A 17,141-nucleotide genomic window follows, 5' to 3' on the forward strand; every position below is an offset into this window, starting at 1 on the left:
ATATTTTTTTGCACACATTTCCCTGATCCTGACTGTATTCTAACATGTTTTTCTTAACAGCAAAAGCATCCGCTTATCGCCGATGCTTTTGCTCCTGTTCTTATCAGCTGCCTTATTCTGTTACCACACCTTTTTGTAACATAATATTGGCATATAGTGCACTCTCTCCGGTTGCAATAATGGCATAGACCTTTTTTGCCTCCTCATAGAAGGCAAAGCGCTCGATCTGTCCAATGGCACTGCCACCTCGGGAATCGTGTTTTGCGATGATTTTTTCATAATTCTCCCAGATCGGCGTCTCCACCGGATCCCCAGGCATCACCTCCATCAGATTCAACGGATGCTCCACATAACTATCCAATGGAAACACCTGCAAAATGGCATCCAGAATCTCAGTCGTGCCATGTCCGTCCATCCGAATCACGATTGCATCCTTCCCCATGGACTCAGCCGGAAAATTACCGTCTGCGATAACCAGTCTGTCACTGTGTCCCATTTCACAAAGTACCTTTAATAACTCGGGAGATAATATCTTCGGAATTCCTTTTAACATGCGCTTACCCCTTTCATGACGTGATTTCTCCGTCCACATCCCATAGATCCTGCCAGTCGGTTGCTCCGGGCCACAGAAATACCTGACCTTTGATCAGGCGGCAATTCTTGTCTGCTTTCCGGATCATCTCCATCTCTTCCACTGTCAAGGGATCTTCTGTGATGCATTTCAGATTATCCACATATTGATATTCCTTTACTGAAAAAGGAATCGGAATCTGTCCTCTCTGTACCGCCCACTTTAGGCAGATCATAGCAGGATGTACGTGATGATGCTCTGCAATCTCCATAATCTCCGGCATCCGGGTATCTGCAATATCCTCTGCCGTCCGGTCTCTCTCCGGTCTGGAGGGCGATCCGATGGGACAATAACCGATGGGTTGAATCCCCTGTGACAGTGCATAGTCATACAATTGCGGCTGCTGAAATCCGGGATGCAATTCCATCTCTAAGAACATCGGCTGAATCCTGCACAACGGCAATACTGCCTGAAGTTTCGGTACTGTCATATTAGACATACCAATGTATTTTACCCTGCCTTCTTCCACTAGTGCCTCACACTGTCTCCAGGTATTCAGAAATTCCGTCACAGAAAACGGTCTGGAATCCGGATTACGGGAATCTCCGTCACAGCCGGGAGCATGATAATTGGGAAAAGGCCAGTGCACCAGATACAGATCCAGATAAGATACCCGCAGATCCTTCAGGCTCTTCTCACAGGACTCCTTCACTCTATTGTGCATATCATTCCATACTTTAGAGGTGATAAACAAATCCGCTCGATCCACGATTCCTTCTTTCAGGACACGCTCAATGCTCTCTCCGATACGATTCTCATTCTGGTATACGGAAGCACAGTCGATCATACGATATCCTGCCCGGATACCGCCATATACAGCTTCTGCAATCTGATCGCTGTTATATTTATCGGATCCGAAGGTTCCGAGTCCGATTGCCGGTACCTTAGATCCGTCCACCAGAGTCCTCTTTGGGATCCGGCTCTGTTCTATGATTTCTGCCATATGATAACCTTTCTTCCCTTAGTCTTCGGGAAATACCACTGCCACCTTGCCACAGTTTCCACTTGCCATCAGTCTGTAAGCTTCCCCTGCCTGCTCCAGAGGGAATTCGTCCGTGATCAGATCTTCCGGATGAATTCCCCAACGCACCAGTCTTTCTACCAGTTCTTCCATTCTCCACAGCGAGGTTACCCAGCTGCCGTAGATTGTCTTCTGACCATGAATAATGTCCGGACTGGGGTTAAAAGTACAGGTGCCTCCCTCTCCCACGAATGCGATCCTGCCCCATTCTCTGGTAGCACGGATTGCCAGCTGTCTTCCTGGATCACTGGCGCTGGCATCGAACGCTCTCTCCACACCATTGCCGTTTGTTACTTTCATGATCTGATCATAAGCCTCATCCGGTGCAAATACATAATCAGCCAGTCCCATCTTCTTCGCCAGTTCAATACGGTACGGATTCGTCTCCACGCCGATGAGCATATTGGCTCCCAGTGCTTTTGCCAACATCAGTGTTGCCAGACCGACAGGTCCCAGACCGGTTACCAATACTGCATCATTGCCGCTGACACCTACCTTTTCGATAGCCTCATATACGGTACCGAAACCACAGGCCACCTGTGCTCCATCCTTGTAGGTCAGCTCATCTGGCAATGCGATCAGATCCTTCTCATCTGCCAGAATATACTGTGCCATGCCACCGTTTCTCTGCCATCCGTATGCCTGACGGAATTTACTCTTGCAGGAAATATAGTAGCCTCTTCTGCAATCGTTACATACACCACATCCGGAAATGTGATAAATAATAACACGGTCGCCCTTCTTGAATCTCTTCAAGCCTTCGCCTTCCTCTACGATCAAACCACAAGGTTCATGACCTGCTACAGTTCCGGGAATATAGCCTTCCGGACCTTTTCCCACATGTTCTCTGTAGATGCAGCGGATATCACTGCCGCAGATAGTTGTAGCCATTGCCTTGACCACAACCTGTCCATGTCCCGGCTTCGGCATATCGAATTCTCTAAGTTCTACTGTGCTGTTGCCCGGAAGAATTGCTCCCATCATCTTTTTCTGTTTCATTTCCTGTCTGTCCATCTGTTAACCTCCTTAAAAATAAAATGTTATATGTTCTTCTGTCATATTTTCTCCCTGTGTGGGTTGCTGTGATACATCCATTCTAATCCCACAAATATACGACTAATAGACATATTTGCGACATAAGTTGTGTATTTTTGTCGTGTTATCGCACTTTTTTAATTGACTTTTTTCTTTACCGTTGCTACACTTAATATCATCGGATAGGTTACGGTAAATCCGGACAGCAGGAGGCTCCATGAATCAGACAACGAACAATACCATCTATGGTCTCGATGTGAAAACCACTATCGACAACACAACTTTTCTAATTCTGAATATTGCTTTCGAACACTTTTTCAAGCCACTGCCACGCCACAGCCACGGTAACAACAGCTATGAACTGCACTACATCCCTAATGGGCTCGGACAGGCAGTCATTGATGGCAGTTCTTATGAGCTTACGCCTGGCACACTATATATGACAGGCCCCCATGTGGAGCACGAGCAGATTCCAAGCCCTATGGATCCCATGACGGAATATTCTATCTATTTTCAGTTGCAGGAAGAAGATGCTCTCCTCGTTTTTTCCGGCAGCACTGCGGACAAATTTCTGAAAAAAAGATTCTGGATTGGTCCGGATACCCAGAATCTTGGTGTACTGATGGAGCAGCTCTTCTATGAATTAAAATATAAATATACCGGTTACATGATTCAGGTAGAGGCTCTGTTACAACAGTGTCTTGTAAAAGTTGTCCGTAATTACGAGGGAAACCGTTTCTCTAAACAGCACTTTGCTCCCTCCAATCTCATTGACGGTAAGACCTTGATCATCGAACGGGCCTTTCTCTATCATTACGAGACCATTACTCTGGAAAACCTGGCAAAGACTCTTGGGTTAAGTGTCCGCCAGACGGAACGGTTCCTGAAAAAATATTACGGCAAGACCTTTCAGCAGAAAAAACAGGAAGCCCGAATGTCTGCGGCAAAAATCTATCTGACAGACAAACGCCTGAGCATCACGCAGATTGCGGAGAAACTGAATTACTCCACATCCCAGCATTTCACCCAGGCGTTTAGACAACATTACGGCATCACTGCCAATGAATACCGCAGGCAGCTCCAGGATCCGGTGGATTAAATCCAGATCCTGCGCAGTTCTCCCTGTTTTAGATAATAACATGCATCGTATTGCAATACCGGGCAGGAAATTCTGACCTCCTGATCCTCATAAGCTTCCAGTTCTGCTTCCAGTATCTTCTTTTCCAGATCCCATGCAAGTCTTCGGATGCAGACTCTTGTTCTGGCCATCAGACCATCCACACTGCCCTGCTTCCACTCCTCCGGAAGTGCCGGCAGGAATTCGATCTCTCCCCGTTCGGAATACACCAGTGCTTCATGTATGATTCCTTGCAATCCCAGAATCGTATCCGTGCAATAGACCCCTCTGCAGCGATCCGTATTATGATCCGTCAGCAGGCTGCTGTAAAAAATATCACTTTGCACCAGCAGGCGCAAGATTTCTCCCAGGCTCCTGCCATCCTTCAGTCTGGCAGCCACCAGTCCCTTGTGGATCCAACCATGAGAGGCAGTATCATCTTTTCCGGCATTCCCGACATTCCGGTTCCTGATGGCCTGCCTGCAGCTTTCCGCAAGTCCCACATTATGCTGTGTCTCTACTCCGGGCCATGCGCAATAGAGATGGCTGATATGGCGGTGCTCATGATTGTCATGCATCTGTGGCAGTGACCATTCCTTTAATCCACCGGTCTCATCCATCTGGTATTCTGGCAGCTTTGCGGCAAGCTCCCTGCTGGCTGTCAGCCACTCTCCCGACCGTTCATCGCAGATCCTCTCTTCCAGTTCCCGGATCATGCGTAATACATCTGACGCCGCCGCAATGTCCATGGCTGCATTGGCAGTGATCGTACTGGAATAGCCGTTTGGATGATTCTCCGGAGAATAAGAGGGAATGATCAGGTATTTTTCTCCCTCCTCCAGAGCTGTCTTTCCTTTCTTATAATGAGGCTGTCCCTCTCTGTCGGTATAATATTCCGGGGTACACAACTGCTCCCAGAAATGAAACGTCTTCCACAGCAGGGGGCGCAGAATCTCCTGTTCCAGATCCAGGCTTTGTTTTCCGCAGACTTTGGCCAGATCCTCTGGCAGTGGGATCTGCCGGTTACCAAAGCACTGCCAGTACTCAAAGATCGGCACCATCAGCCAGGAAGCCCCGGCATTCCAGTACTGGAAAGGATAGTCAATATCATACTCTACCATAATTGCCCGATTACCGTCGGTATTCACCGGTGCCAGCAGGGCATCCCACATGCCGTAAACAGCTTTTGCATTCTCCTTCCAGTCCCCGATCTGGCGGAGGATAAAATACATATATCCCCAGGCCGCTTTTTCCATGTGCCCGGTATTCATACCAGAGACCTGAATATTCACATTGGCATCCATCGTATAGGCTCCGCTCCAGCCGGGATTCCATTCCCCTGTCCACAGTCCGCACAGCCTCGGTGCAGAATATCCGGCGCAGGCAGCCTGCACATATCTGCCTGTCTGGTAGATCCGTTCCATCAGTTTCTGCAACATCTGCGGCGTATTTTTCTGCCGCTGTAACAGTTCCGTATTGGTCTCCTTTTCTACGCCTTCCTCTCCGGAATCCGCTGTCTGTTCTCCCAGATGAAAACTTACTGTACCATAGGTCTCCCTCTGCTGTTCCTTCTGCAGTGCCAGCGCTCTCTCATAATTCCAGCTGCCTTCTTTTGTACGGTATTTCGCCACTGCGCTCTTCAGGTCTGCCAACACCGCATCGATGGTTTCCTGTGCTTTCACCCCCGGAAAATCTTCCATTTCTCCCATTTCAACCTGGGCAGCCGTCTTCGCCAAGATCCAGACTGCCTTTGCTCCCCGGATGTGGATTTCTTTGCTGCCTTCCGTCTGTTCCACATTTCTGCTTCCTCCTGTATGTAGAATCCGTACCATGGTCACATACCCCTTATCCTGCAGCTCGCTTTCCACAAATACCGGATAATGCGCTGCCTGTCCGAGATAAGTGCCCGCCTTGTCATAGACCAGTTCATATTTCATATTTACTTCCGGTCCGGTTCCCCACTTTTTTACTCCGAATTTTGGCAGCATCTCTGGCGGATCTATGGAAAGTATCAGTTCGGGAAGTGTCTCCTTTCCGCCTGCCAGATACTGTGTCACAACGCAGTCCTCTCTGGAGACAAATGTATGCCGACTGAAGTCCCCGGTCTTATCCCGATAGTCCATAATGACCTCCCCGGTCTCTCCTACCATCCGGCGGCTGTATGCTTCGAGCTCCTGCTGTGGTGTCGTGATCCGAAGCTGCATCCCCGGATGGTAGGCATACAGGTAAGTTCTTTTTCTGCCGTGTACATTCCAGGTAGCATCCATATGCAGCACTGCCTGTCTGGCCTCCTGCAGCTCACTTCCCACTTCCGGCGGAGTCATTCTGGGTTCTTCTGTCGGCATCAGCAGTTCTATATTCTGATAGGTCAGTACCTCTTCATAGGGATCACAGGAACAGATCACTCCGCTGTGTCCATTGCCTGCTACCAGTCTCTCCTGCCAGATTTCACCGGTTTTCAATTTTATTTTCTTTTCGTTCATTTGTCTTCTCCTCGTTTTGAATGCTTTGTATTCTATTTTGAAATATGTTATAATCTGCGTGTTATCTGAATATTACCTTACACGTGAGGAACCTGGTATGTATCAAGTAATCATCGTAGATGATGAACCCCGTATTCTGGAAGGGATCATTCATCTTTTTCCCTGGAACAACTTCGGCTTTGAAGTCGTTGCTTCCTTTACCAATGGGAAAGAAGCCCTGGAATATATCAATGCCCACCCACAGGTGGATATCGTTATGACCGATATCCAGATGCCTGTCATGACCGGTATCGAACTGTCTCAAAAACTGAAAAACGAAGATATCATCGTCATCTTTTTCAGCGCCTATCAGGATTTTGAATATGCCCGGGCAGCAATTATCAATCATGTCACGGACTACCTGATCAAACCAATGAAATATGACGCCATGTCTGCCTGCTTTGAACGCATCCGGAAAACCCTGGACGAACGGGAGAAGGGCCATTATCTGCCTTACGAAGCCAATGCAGACGAGGCGGATTATGTGACGATTGTGAAAAACTATATCAAATCTGATTATAAGACCGCAACATTGGAAGCAGCCGCTTCTCTGGTACACTACTCACCGGCTTATCTTTCTTCCGCTTTCAAGACGGATACCGGTGTCAGTTTCTCCCGTTATCTGCTACAGGTGAGGATGGAACAGGCCATGCAGATGCTGTCGGATCGTTCCGTCAAATTTTACGAGATTGCAGATGCCGTCGGCTATCTGAACCCCAAAAATCTCACCCGTAATTTCAAGGAATATTACGGAATCACACCACAGGAATTCCGTGCAGGGAAACAGCCGGAAGTAACTCCTGAGAACAGAGGATCGTTATCATGATGCACCGATTTTTCTTAAAACGCTTAAAAGTATGGAGTTCTCTCCTGTTAATCCCTACCGGTCTTTTGTTTATATGCATCATGATCCTTACCGCAACCTCCCAGCTACAGACCATCAAAGAGACCACCCAGTCCACTACGGATGATCTCTGTCTGAATCTGGAAAGTACCATGGATGTTTGCACTTCCCAACAGGAAATGATCACGCTGAATTCCCAGTTGCTCTTATCCATGCGCAAGATTCTCTACAACAGAGAGACTACTTACACCGACTATGTCTTCCTAAACAGTATAAAGACCTTCCTCGGCAGTATCTCCGCCTCCCATCCACTGGTGGACAGCCTTTATCTTTATCTGGATGACAATAATATCTTTTTCTCTTCTGACAAGACGATCCGTTTTCTGAGCAGCGATGTGGACGCCGGTTGGTATGATATCTATACCTCCCTTCCGGAAGATCAGGACACCTATATTGTCTCCAGGGAAATGAAGACATCCACCTCATCAACATCAGAAAATGTACTGACGGTATATAAGCGTTTTTCTTATCTGGATGGTGTCATGGTATCCAACCTTTCTCTGATAGAGCTGGAAAAAATGATGTCTGCAAAATCCACATCCTGGAAACACGGTATGTTTCTTCTGGACAGCGGGCAGAATCTTCTGGCTTCTCAGGGGTTTTCTTCTGTTCCCGACTTTTCTGAAGTGGATCTTTCCACACTGACGGATGGCTTTCACTGGGAAAAGGTAGATCATCATTTCTATCTTACTTATGTGATATATCAACCCACCTACCGGTATTATTCGGTGCAGCTGGTTCCTGTTTCCGCCATTATTCTCTATTGTGCACAGAATCTGCTGTTGCCACTGATCATGCTACTGTTTGCCCTGTTCATTATCTTCCTGTTCTCTTATCAGATCACAAGGGATAATTTCCGGCAGATCCAGTCAGTGATTGATCTGTTCGGTAATGCGGAAAAGGGGATCTACCCTACTGAAAAAGATTCTCCGGCAGACCAGCCGGATGACGAATACAGCTTGATCATGAACAATGTCATCCGCATATTCTTAAATACCACATTTTTAAACAGCCAGCTGGCAGAGCAGAAATACAAAAAACAGGCTGCGGAGCTCAGCGCCCTACAGTTACAGATCAACCCACATTTTATGGTCAACACCCTGCAGACTCTGGATTTTGAAGTCTACAAGATAGCAGGCGGTCCTTCCACCGCCAATACGATCATCAGCAATCTGTCAGATATTCTCTCCTACTCTTTGGCCAATCCACAGGTTTCGGTATCGATTCAGGATGAGATCACTTATATTCACAAATATGTGGAAATACAGAGGTTCCGCTTTCCCGACAGTTTTTATTACTTTGAAGAAATCGACAATTCTGTACTGCCGCATGCGTTTAAGCGTCTCCTGCTTCAGCCACTTTTAGAGAACAGTATCAGTCACGGGCTGCGTCCCGGCAATCGCCAGGGAATGGTAAAAATTAAGATTTTTAAACGGGATGATTGGATCCATATATCAATAACCGACAATGGTGTGGGAATTCCAAAAGACAAACTTCAGAAGCTGAGATCAGATCTTATGTCAGACGCTTCCATGCGTATCGGACTCGACAACGTGAACAAGCGTCTGACACTGACCTATGGTTCCGAGAGTGCTCTTCATATTTACAGTAAAGAAGGACTCGGAACCTGTGTGTTTTTCCGCATTCCGGTTCAAATTTAACCCTTCAGACCACTGGTGGCAATGCCTTCCACAAAATACTTCTGTGCAGCGAAGAACAGTATGATCAGCGGCAGAATGGACAGGAAGGACATTGCCATTACTTTATTCCACTGAACCACGGATTCTGCATCCAGAGACAGTCTCAAGGCCAGAGACAGGGTATATTTTTTCACAGAGTTAATGTAGATCAACACGTTTGTATAATCATTGTAAGTCCACATGAACTGAAACAGACCTGCGGAGAAAAGTGCCGGTTTCATCAGTGGCACAAGGATCTTCACGAATACCTTCAGATCACTGCAGCCGTCAAGATAAGCAGATTCATCCAGTTCTCTTGGCAGTCCGCGGATAAACTGGATCAGCATAAATACAAAGAACGAGTTCACAGACAGCAGGCCCTGTAAGTAAAACGGCCAGTAAGTATCCACCAGTCCCAGCTTATTAAACATTGCATAACGTGGGATCATAACTACCGCTCCGGGAAGCATCAGTGTGGCAATCAGAATACCAAACAGAATCTTTTTGCCGGGGAACTGGTATCTGGCAAATCCATAAGCGACAATCGCACTGGATAATACCGTAAATAACGTAGTGATGATCGTCATCACAAAGCTGTTTTTGAAAAATGTAGTATAAGTTATTTTGCTGTTCACATGCCAGCCGTCAATATAGCTCTGGAAGCTGAAGGATGACGGCAGCAGTTTGACAGATCCGAAGATCTCCGCATTGCTCTTGAAGGTTGCGAAGAACATCCAGATGATCGGATACAACATTGCCAGTCCGATCAGAAGTACTACTGTGTAGGTCACCCAGGATACGCTGTTTCTCTTTTTAAGCTTTTTTCTCATCTTAGGTTCCTCCTAAAAATCGTTTCCATCTTCGTAATATACCATCATGGAAGAGAATCGGAATAAAATCATCGTAACGATCATGATCATAATGAAGATCACCCAGGAAATTGCGCATGCATATCCCATTTTATAGAAAGAGAATGCCTCCGTGTACAACTTCATTCCCAACACGTAGGTAGACTTTAACGGGCCTCCGTTGGTAATGACCAGTGAGCTGGTAAAGCTTTGTAATGCAGTGATCGTCTGCATGATAATATTGAAAAATATAATAGAGGAAATCTGTGGCAATGTGATCTTAACGAATTTCTTCCAGCTGCTGGCTCCATCGATATCCGCTGCTTCATACAGATCCGCCGGTACATTTTTCAGGGCTGCCAGGAACATAACGAAGGAAGATCCAAACGTCCACAGTTGCAGTAGAATGATCGTCGGTAATGCTGTCTTGGGATCTCCCAGCCAGTGCAGGGTCGGCAGATGGATTGCTTTCAACAGGGAATTGATAATACCCTCCTCCTGGAACATCAGCTTCCAGAGAATGGCAATACCGATGCTGCCGCCGATCAGAGACGGGATATAATAAATTGTACGAATGAAATTGATTCCTTTCATGTTTTTATTCATAACCAGTGCTACGATCAGAGCCACTGTTAATTTTCCGGGTACAGTAAATATTGTGTATATCAAAGTAACTTTTACGGAATACCAGAATTCATTATCCGCCGTAAATAATTTCACATAGTTGGCCAATCCGATCCATTTCGGAGAGGACATGATATTATATTCTGTAAAGGAATAGAACAGGGATGCAACAAAAGGATATACCTGCAGTCCGATCAATCCGATCAGCCAGGGGGCAATGAATACCAGTCCGATCCACTGCTTCCTTTTTATTTTTTTCTTTTTCGGTGTCATGTAGAGTACCTCCGCCTCGTAAATGTCTGAGGTATCCCGAAATCCTTCAGGATACCCCAGTATCATTTCTGTGTAGTACGAATCCGAAACTGATCCGGGATTACTTGGATGACAGATAATTGTCCAGAAGGCTGATTGTTGACTTGGCAACGTCTTCAGGAGTACCCTGTCCGTAAGCAACCTGAGTAGCTGCATCCTGCAGAATCGCCGTTACTTCTTCCTCTGTGGTCAGCCCCAGATCATTGGTTCCTGTATAGGTCTGGATAATATCCACGCTATCCTTGGCGATGCCTTCCAGAATGCCCAGTTCTGTACATGCTTCCTGCCCTACACTGGTAGGAGGTACGGAACGGACTGTCTTCAGGATCTTGGCTGCATCTGCATTGTTGTAGAAGTAGTTTAAGAACATCATGGCTTCTTCCTGATGTTCGCTCGCACCGCTGACACACATATACTGAGGTGCATTGCAGTACCAGCCTTCATCTTTGGCATTTGTCATAACTGGAAGCTTGCCTGCCGCAAAGTTTCCATCGGGACATGCTGCCTGCAAAGTCTCTACTGTAGAGGAGTATCCGAATGCTGCCACATATTTCTGGTTGATCCAGTTAGGATCTGTTCCCAGATCTGCGCCGTATGCGATAACAGTAGACATAGGTGATGCAACGCCTTCATCATACAATGTCTTAATGTAGTTCAGTACCTCCACCAGATCTTTTTCCTCGAAACCTCTCTTCTTGGTCTCATTTACCAGAACTGTGCTGCCGGTCAACTGCTGTAAGTAAGGGCGGACGATCATGGTATTCAGCTCAGAACTTCCCATGGTCAGCAGATACATATCCTTGTCATACTCCTTGACCTTCTTGCCCATTTCTACAATATCGTCCCAAGTATAATCACTACTGAAGTCAACGCCGATCTCATCAGCTACCTTCTTGTTGTAGATCAGTGCATGTCCGGAAATACCGGTCGGTACACCATACTGATGTCCGTCGAACTGTCCGTTGTTCTTTAAAATAGATTCTTCGAAGGTAGACAGACCAAAGACATCTGAGAAATCTTTGAAGTCTGCAAAGTATCCTGCATTGGATTCTACATAGCCGGGCATCCAACCGGTTCCCATCTGGAAAATGTCAGCTACCGTACCGGATACCAACTGTGCTGTCAGCTTTTCCTGATAACCATCACTGCTGCCGTACTCCGCTTCTATCGTGATCCAGGGATATTCCTGCTCGAACTTGTCGATCACATCCAGTGTTGCCTGCGCTCTCTCATCACCGCCCCACCACATGAAGCGCAAAGTTACGGGATCATGGTTCTCTGCTGTTTCCGTACCAGCAGCTTCCTGCGTGGCTGTCGCCTGAGATGACTGTGTGCCGTCTGTCGTCTCTTCGGAAGCGCTGTTGCCGCATCCTGCAAGAGACGCTGTCATTGCCATAGTTACGAGTAATGCTGTTAATTTTAACTTCTTCATTTAGTACCCTCCTTCAATCACATTTATGTGTTTGCTTGATGAGTTCATTATAACGGATTTTGCCAAAAGGTATGAGACGCTCAGGTTCGCAAAAAGGCACTTTGTTTTTTTGTTTTGTCAAAAAACTCACTTATTTTTAGATTCTGTAAAAAGAAGTACGCTTCGTTATTTGTTTAACAGAAGTAATATTGCCTATACTCTGTAGCTGTCAAAAGAGCGGATCCTGATGATCCGCTCTTTTGCATCTGTCGTTATTCATCATATGGGTATTTCACACCCCACTGTGCCCGAAGTTCATCCATCTGCTTCATGATCGTAAGAGTCTCCGCATGAGGCATTTTCTCACACTCTCTTTGCCCGTTCCTGATTGCCTCCCGGCATACCAGCACTTCATATTCATAGCCATTGATCTGCGTGGGAATCGTGATTTTACGAATCAGCATTCCTCCCGGGCCATGCAGTTCCAGGTTTCTGGGATTGTTATTGCTCTCCCAGGAAATATACCCTTTCGTTCCACAGATTTTTACACAGTTTTTCTTTTTATCCACCATGGAACAGCGCAGTTGCGCAGCACTGCCATCCGCATAGGTCAGCTGGATCTCATCTGCAGCATCTACTCCGGTCGGATACTTCTCACAGGAAGATTGCGTCTTCACAATATGATCTCCAAAATACATGGAAGCCGTTGTCAGTACATACACTCCAAGATCCAATAGTGCTCCTCCGCACAGCATCGGATCATGCATCCTGGGATTTTCATAATTTTGTACGGAAAATTCCGCTTCCAAAATCTGCGGTGTACCTATCACCCCTTCCCTGAGCAACCCAGTTATGATCTCACGGCTTGGCATATAGCGTGTCCAGATTGCCTCTGTAATAAAGACCTTCTTTTCCTCTGCCATTGCAAATAATTCCTCAGCCTGTCTTGCATTGGCTGTAAACGCCTTCTCTACCAGAACATTTTTGCCATGTTCCATACAGAGCTTTGCCTGCTCATAATGCAAAGAATGTGGTGTTGCTATATAGATCAGGTCCACTTCCGGATCCGATGCCAGTTCCTCGTAACTGCTGTATGCTCTTGTGATATTCCATTTTCGTGCGAACTCCAATGCCTTCTCCTGCGAACGGGATGCCACAGCATAAGCACAGGCTTTTCCCTCCTTCTGCAGCTCATTCAGCGCTTCTGCCATGGATCCAGCAATATTTCCGGCACCTAAAATACCTACCTTCAGACAATTCTCCATAGGATTCCTCTCTCTGCTTCCTGTGATTTTATCGATACAAAGGGCCATACTGCCTGCATGCCGCATAATCCGCCGCCTGTGTATCCTGTGTTCCGAAGCTTGACCATGCATGAGGACGATAGATCTTGTCCCGGTCCACATTATGCATTGTCACCGGGATCCGCAACATGCTGGACAATGTGATCAGGTCTGCACCCACATGTCCATATACGGTCACGCCATGATTTGCCCCCCAGTTTGCCATAACACTATATACGTCAGTAAAAGCGCCCTCACCGGTCAGTCTTGGGCAAAACCAGGTGGTCGGCCAGGTAGGATCTGTTCTCTTATCAATCGCATGATGAATCACTTCCGGCAATTTTGCTGTCCATCCTTCGGCAATCTGCAAGACAGGCCCTATTCCCTCTATAATATTCAATCTTAGCATAGTTACAGGCATCTGTGCAATACACCGAAAGTGGCTGGAATATCCACCACCCCGGAAATATTCATAATCTGCCCTGCACCAGTCGGTAACATCCAGACATTCCCGGATATCCTCCTCTGTCATCTTCCAGAAAGGTTTCATGACATGGTCGCCCTGTTCGTCCACACACGCTCCAGTCCCATCCAACGCCGTTGCACCGGAATTGATCAGATGAATAAATCCGTTTGCCGCCACGCCGTCCGGCTTCTGACCTGTCACACGTTCACAAGCCTCCGGGCTCCAGTAGGTACGGACATCATGGAAGCAGGGAGCCGTTCCCGAAATCAGGTGTCCCAACAGCATCGAAATACCATTGCAGGTATCATTCTCCGTTGCAAAAGGAGTCGGTGCCTTGGGACCATTCCAGTCGAAAGTAGAAGCAAGGATTGCTTCCGTAAAGTCCGCATTCGGCAACCAGTCCGTCCACTGTCTCTGTCCCTGAAAACCTCCGGCCACAGCATTATGCCCCAAAGCCTCCTCATGCCAGCCAAGCTCGTCCAGTCGTGAATTGCCGAACAAAATATCCCGGATAATCAGTGTCATCTTCACAATAAACTCCCAGTCTTTTTTCGCAGGAATGATTTTTGACTTTGTGATGACTTCCGGCAGATCTTTTCCAAGATTTTTGTCGAACCCTTCCCTGCAGTTTGCTTTCACCCACTGTAATGCCTTCTCATATTCCTCCGGATCATAGATGCCGATGGCAATACGACGGAGAATTTCCACTTCATCTACCCATTCCGCACGGATCCCGAAATATTTCTGTAGCACATCCGGATCACAAAAGCTGCCTGCAATGCCCATGGCTACCGCTCCAATATTGACATATGCCTTATTTGTCATCCAGCCTACGGCCACAGCTCCCCTGGCGAAACGTAAGATTTTCTCCAACACATCTGCGGGAATTGTCGTATCCTTTGCATCCTGCACATCATGTCCATAGATGGAAAAAGCCGGAAGCCCACGCTGTGCATGTGCCGCCATAACTGCTGCCAGATACACCGCACCCGGGCGCTCCGTTCCGTTGAATCCCCAGACAGCTTTGATGGTGTTCGGATCCATATCGAAAGTCTCTGTTCCGTAACACCAACAGGGCGTCACAGACAAGGTTGCTACTACATTTTCCATCTGAAACTGTTCTGCCACCCGGGCCGCCTCCGCACCTCCTCCGATAGTGGTACAGCCGATCACACATTGTACCGGTGTTCCATCCGGATACTTCAAATTCTCAGAGATCAGTTTTGCGGCAATTTTTGCCATTTCACAGGTCTGATTCTCCAGGCTTTCACGAACGCCACCCCAACAATCCAAAATCCACTCCCCAGGTATCAAAAGCAAGCACTGTCGTAAAAGCAGCCATCCTTTACTCCTTTCCCCTATCTGTCCGTAGGAGTTCCATCCTGCGGATGCTTAAATTTCTTGTATCCCGGATGTTTTCCCGTTATGTGATAATAAGATCGCAGGTTGATCAGTTTGTCGATATTTTTCCGGTCAATGTCATAGCTTCCTCCCAGAAGGATTGCGTTGATCGTGATCTTCGCCCACAGTTCCAGACTTTCCATACGGTAATAAGCGGTGATCACATCACTTCCCACTGTCAATGCCCCGTGATTCTCAAGCAGCATTACATCATGTTCCTGCAAATAAGGCTCAATGGCATCTGGAACCTCTGTCGTGCTCGGTGTACCATATGGTGTCAGCGGAACCGCACCGATGGCTGCGATATCCTCGATCATGTTGTACATGTCCATCGGGCGATGTGCCACGGCAAATCCGGTAGCTGCCGGAGGATGTGCATATACGACTGCGCATACATCCTCCCTCTTTTCATAGCATCTTAGATGCATCTTGATCTCGCTAGACGGCCGCAGTCCTTCCGAGCCCTCCAAAACATTACCGGCAGCATCGATCCGGAGCAGTTTGTCCGAGGTGATGAAACTCTTACTCATCCCTGTTGGTGTTGCCAGGTAGGTTCCATCGTCCAGTCTGACAGACACATTGCCATCATTGGCCGCAACCCATCCCAGTTGCCACATTTTGTGACAGACATCGCAGATCTGATCTTTTATCCCTGTGATTTCCATGTCCATACCTCCTTGTATTATACTGTTGCATTTTTGTGGTGTCGTTGTTTATAATGATTACAGATTGGACAATATTGATATTCTGTGACCATATTTGTAAAAGAAAAGACCTGAAAGAGCAGTTTTACGAATGGGATTTTAAATAGTACGGTTCTTTTATGAAAGGATAGAATGATGAGATATCTGGCTTCCCATGAGAATACGACGAGAGGAACTTCTGACTTTCCGTTAGAACTCTATTATGTTGATATGCTGCATCCCCGTTACGAAATGCCCTTCCACTGGCATATGGAATGCGAACTTCTACTGGTTCTGCAAGGGGAATTTACGTTGTTGACAGATGGGCAGTCTTACACACTGCATCCTGGGGTTTCCGCCTTTCTTTCCTCCGGAGCCGTACATGGCGGAATCCCCAAAGACTGCGTCTATGAATGTCTGGTATTTGATCTGAACCATCTTATCAAAAATTACGGAGGACTGTTTCAGCAGAAATATGCCGGGCTCTTTTCTCCTGAGACCCAGATCAATGTTCTGTATCCGGCAGGCACTCCCTGCGGTCAGATCATCTCTGACCTGTTTGCTGCAATGAAAGATAAAAATAACGGCTATGAATTTTTCACCATAGGAATGCTGTGGCAACTGCTGGGACAGATTCTCCAGGAACATTTATTTACGGTACTGACTCCCTCTTCCAGACATTTTGTCCAGGATTCTGACCAGATCAAGCAGGTACTGGATTATATCCGCAGAAATTATGCCTCACAGTTAAGTCTTTCGGACCTTGCAAAAGTACTGCAGCTCTCTCCGGAACATTTTTGCCGTGTGTTTCGCTCGATCATTGGCAAATCGCCCATTGATTATCTGAATTATTACCGGGTAGAATGTGCCTGTGAGCTTCTGTGCACTTCTTCCGATAGTATCACAGAAATTGCGTATTCTTGCGGTTTCCACGACTTAAGCTATTTTAACCGCATTTTTCCGCCGCTATAAAAGTATCTCTCCGGGCCGTTATCGCAGACAGTATATTGGCAGCTATAAAAATTTGATCTGTTAAAAATAAAGAATACTCACCTAAAGCAACATCGTGGTATTTCTCCAGTTCTCCGTCCCCAGCGATCCCGTGTGCCAAATCAGAAGCCCGGTGTTTTTGGCATTTTCACCGCAGGATGAAATGACTCTTCGTATCTATACAAAAAAACGTCAAAATGCTATAATTAAATTT

14 protein-coding genes are annotated in these 17,141 nt (G+C 46.8%); 4 read left to right on the top strand and 10 right to left on the bottom strand.

Features of this window, described 5'->3' with window-relative positions; genetic code table 11:
* Nucleotides 1-112: 112 nt before the first annotated feature.
* Genes OCV96_RS07770 through OCV96_RS07780 form a run of 3 tightly spaced genes read right to left on the bottom strand, consistent with a single transcriptional unit; the run spans nt 113 to nt 2,666 of the window.
* Nucleotides 113-553 carry an RbsD/FucU family protein gene (locus OCV96_RS07770; protein WP_117465199.1) on the bottom strand — a complete coding sequence of 147 codons (441 nt, stop codon included), beginning with the start codon at nt 551-553 and terminating at the stop codon, nt 113-115.
* 13 nt (nt 554-566) lie between these two features.
* The gene (locus tag OCV96_RS07775) at nt 567-1,574 is read right to left on the bottom strand and encodes an aldo/keto reductase (protein ID WP_227062546.1); all 1,008 of its coding nucleotides are present in this window, start codon (nt 1,572-1,574) and stop codon (nt 567-569) included.
* A gap of 18 nt (nt 1,575-1,592) precedes the next feature.
* On the bottom strand, nt 1,593-2,666 hold the full coding sequence (locus tag OCV96_RS07780) for a zinc-dependent alcohol dehydrogenase family protein (protein ID WP_262594115.1): 1,074 nt from the start codon (nt 2,664-2,666) through the stop codon (nt 1,593-1,595).
* 238 nt (nt 2,667-2,904) lie between these two features.
* On the opposite strand from OCV96_RS07780, the gene OCV96_RS07785 reads away from it, so the two are divergent.
* Nucleotides 2,905-3,786, top strand: a complete 882-nt coding sequence (locus tag OCV96_RS07785; RefSeq protein ID WP_262594116.1) for an AraC family transcriptional regulator — start codon at nt 2,905-2,907, stop codon at nt 3,784-3,786.
* Here the strand turns inward: OCV96_RS07785 and OCV96_RS07790 are convergent.
* A complete protein-coding gene (locus OCV96_RS07790; RefSeq protein WP_262594117.1) occupies nt 3,783-6,287 on the bottom strand; it encodes a glycoside hydrolase family 95 protein in 2,505 nt (834 codons plus the stop codon). The two genes, OCV96_RS07785 and OCV96_RS07790, sit on opposite strands and share 4 nt — an antisense overlap.
* A 97-nt stretch (nt 6,288-6,384) precedes the next feature.
* Between OCV96_RS07790 and OCV96_RS07795 the strand changes: the two genes are divergently transcribed.
* Nucleotides 6,385-7,152, top strand: a complete 768-nt coding sequence (locus tag OCV96_RS07795) for a response regulator transcription factor (RefSeq protein WP_118501609.1) — start codon at nt 6,385-6,387, stop codon at nt 7,150-7,152.
* Complete coding sequence (locus OCV96_RS07800; RefSeq protein WP_117465192.1) at nt 7,149-8,891, top strand: sensor histidine kinase; 1,743 nt, start codon at nt 7,149-7,151, stop codon at nt 8,889-8,891. Before OCV96_RS07795 ends, OCV96_RS07800 begins: the two co-directional genes overlap by 4 nt.
* Here the strand turns inward: OCV96_RS07800 and OCV96_RS07805 are convergent.
* The 6 genes from OCV96_RS07805 to OCV96_RS07830 form a co-directional block, all read right to left on the bottom strand.
* Complete coding sequence (locus OCV96_RS07805; RefSeq protein ID WP_117465191.1) at nt 8,888-9,739, bottom strand: carbohydrate ABC transporter permease; 852 nt, start codon at nt 9,737-9,739, stop codon at nt 8,888-8,890. The two genes, OCV96_RS07800 and OCV96_RS07805, sit on opposite strands and share 4 nt — an antisense overlap.
* Before the next feature lie 12 nt (nt 9,740-9,751).
* Complete coding sequence (locus OCV96_RS07810; protein ID WP_117465190.1) at nt 9,752-10,654, bottom strand: carbohydrate ABC transporter permease; 903 nt, start codon at nt 10,652-10,654, stop codon at nt 9,752-9,754.
* Nucleotides 10,655-10,754: 100 nt separating this feature from the next.
* Complete coding sequence (locus OCV96_RS07815) at nt 10,755-12,125, bottom strand: ABC transporter substrate-binding protein (RefSeq protein WP_262594118.1); 1,371 nt, start codon at nt 12,123-12,125, stop codon at nt 10,755-10,757.
* A 251-nt stretch (nt 12,126-12,376) separates the two neighbouring features.
* Complete coding sequence (locus tag OCV96_RS07820; protein WP_262594119.1) at nt 12,377-13,369, bottom strand: Gfo/Idh/MocA family protein; 993 nt, start codon at nt 13,367-13,369, stop codon at nt 12,377-12,379.
* A gap of 28 nt (nt 13,370-13,397) precedes the next feature.
* Nucleotides 13,398-15,146 carry an L-fucose isomerase gene (locus tag OCV96_RS07825; RefSeq protein WP_262594120.1) on the bottom strand — a complete coding sequence of 583 codons (1,749 nt, stop codon included), beginning with the start codon at nt 15,144-15,146 and terminating at the stop codon, nt 13,398-13,400.
* A gap of 65 nt (nt 15,147-15,211) precedes the next feature.
* Nucleotides 15,212-15,925, bottom strand: a complete 714-nt coding sequence (locus tag OCV96_RS07830; protein WP_412428889.1) for a class II aldolase/adducin family protein — start codon at nt 15,923-15,925, stop codon at nt 15,212-15,214.
* Between the two features lie 165 nt (nt 15,926-16,090).
* Between OCV96_RS07830 and OCV96_RS07835 the strand changes: the two genes are divergently transcribed.
* Nucleotides 16,091-16,909 (top strand): AraC family transcriptional regulator, encoded by an 819-nt coding sequence (locus OCV96_RS07835; RefSeq protein WP_262594122.1) that lies wholly within the window; start codon nt 16,091-16,093, stop codon nt 16,907-16,909.
* The last annotated feature ends 232 nt before the right edge of the window (nt 16,910-17,141 follow it).

Source organism: Waltera acetigignens, from assembly GCF_025567015.1.
Classification (GTDB): domain Bacteria; phylum Bacillota; class Clostridia; order Lachnospirales; family Lachnospiraceae; genus Acetatifactor; species Acetatifactor acetigignens.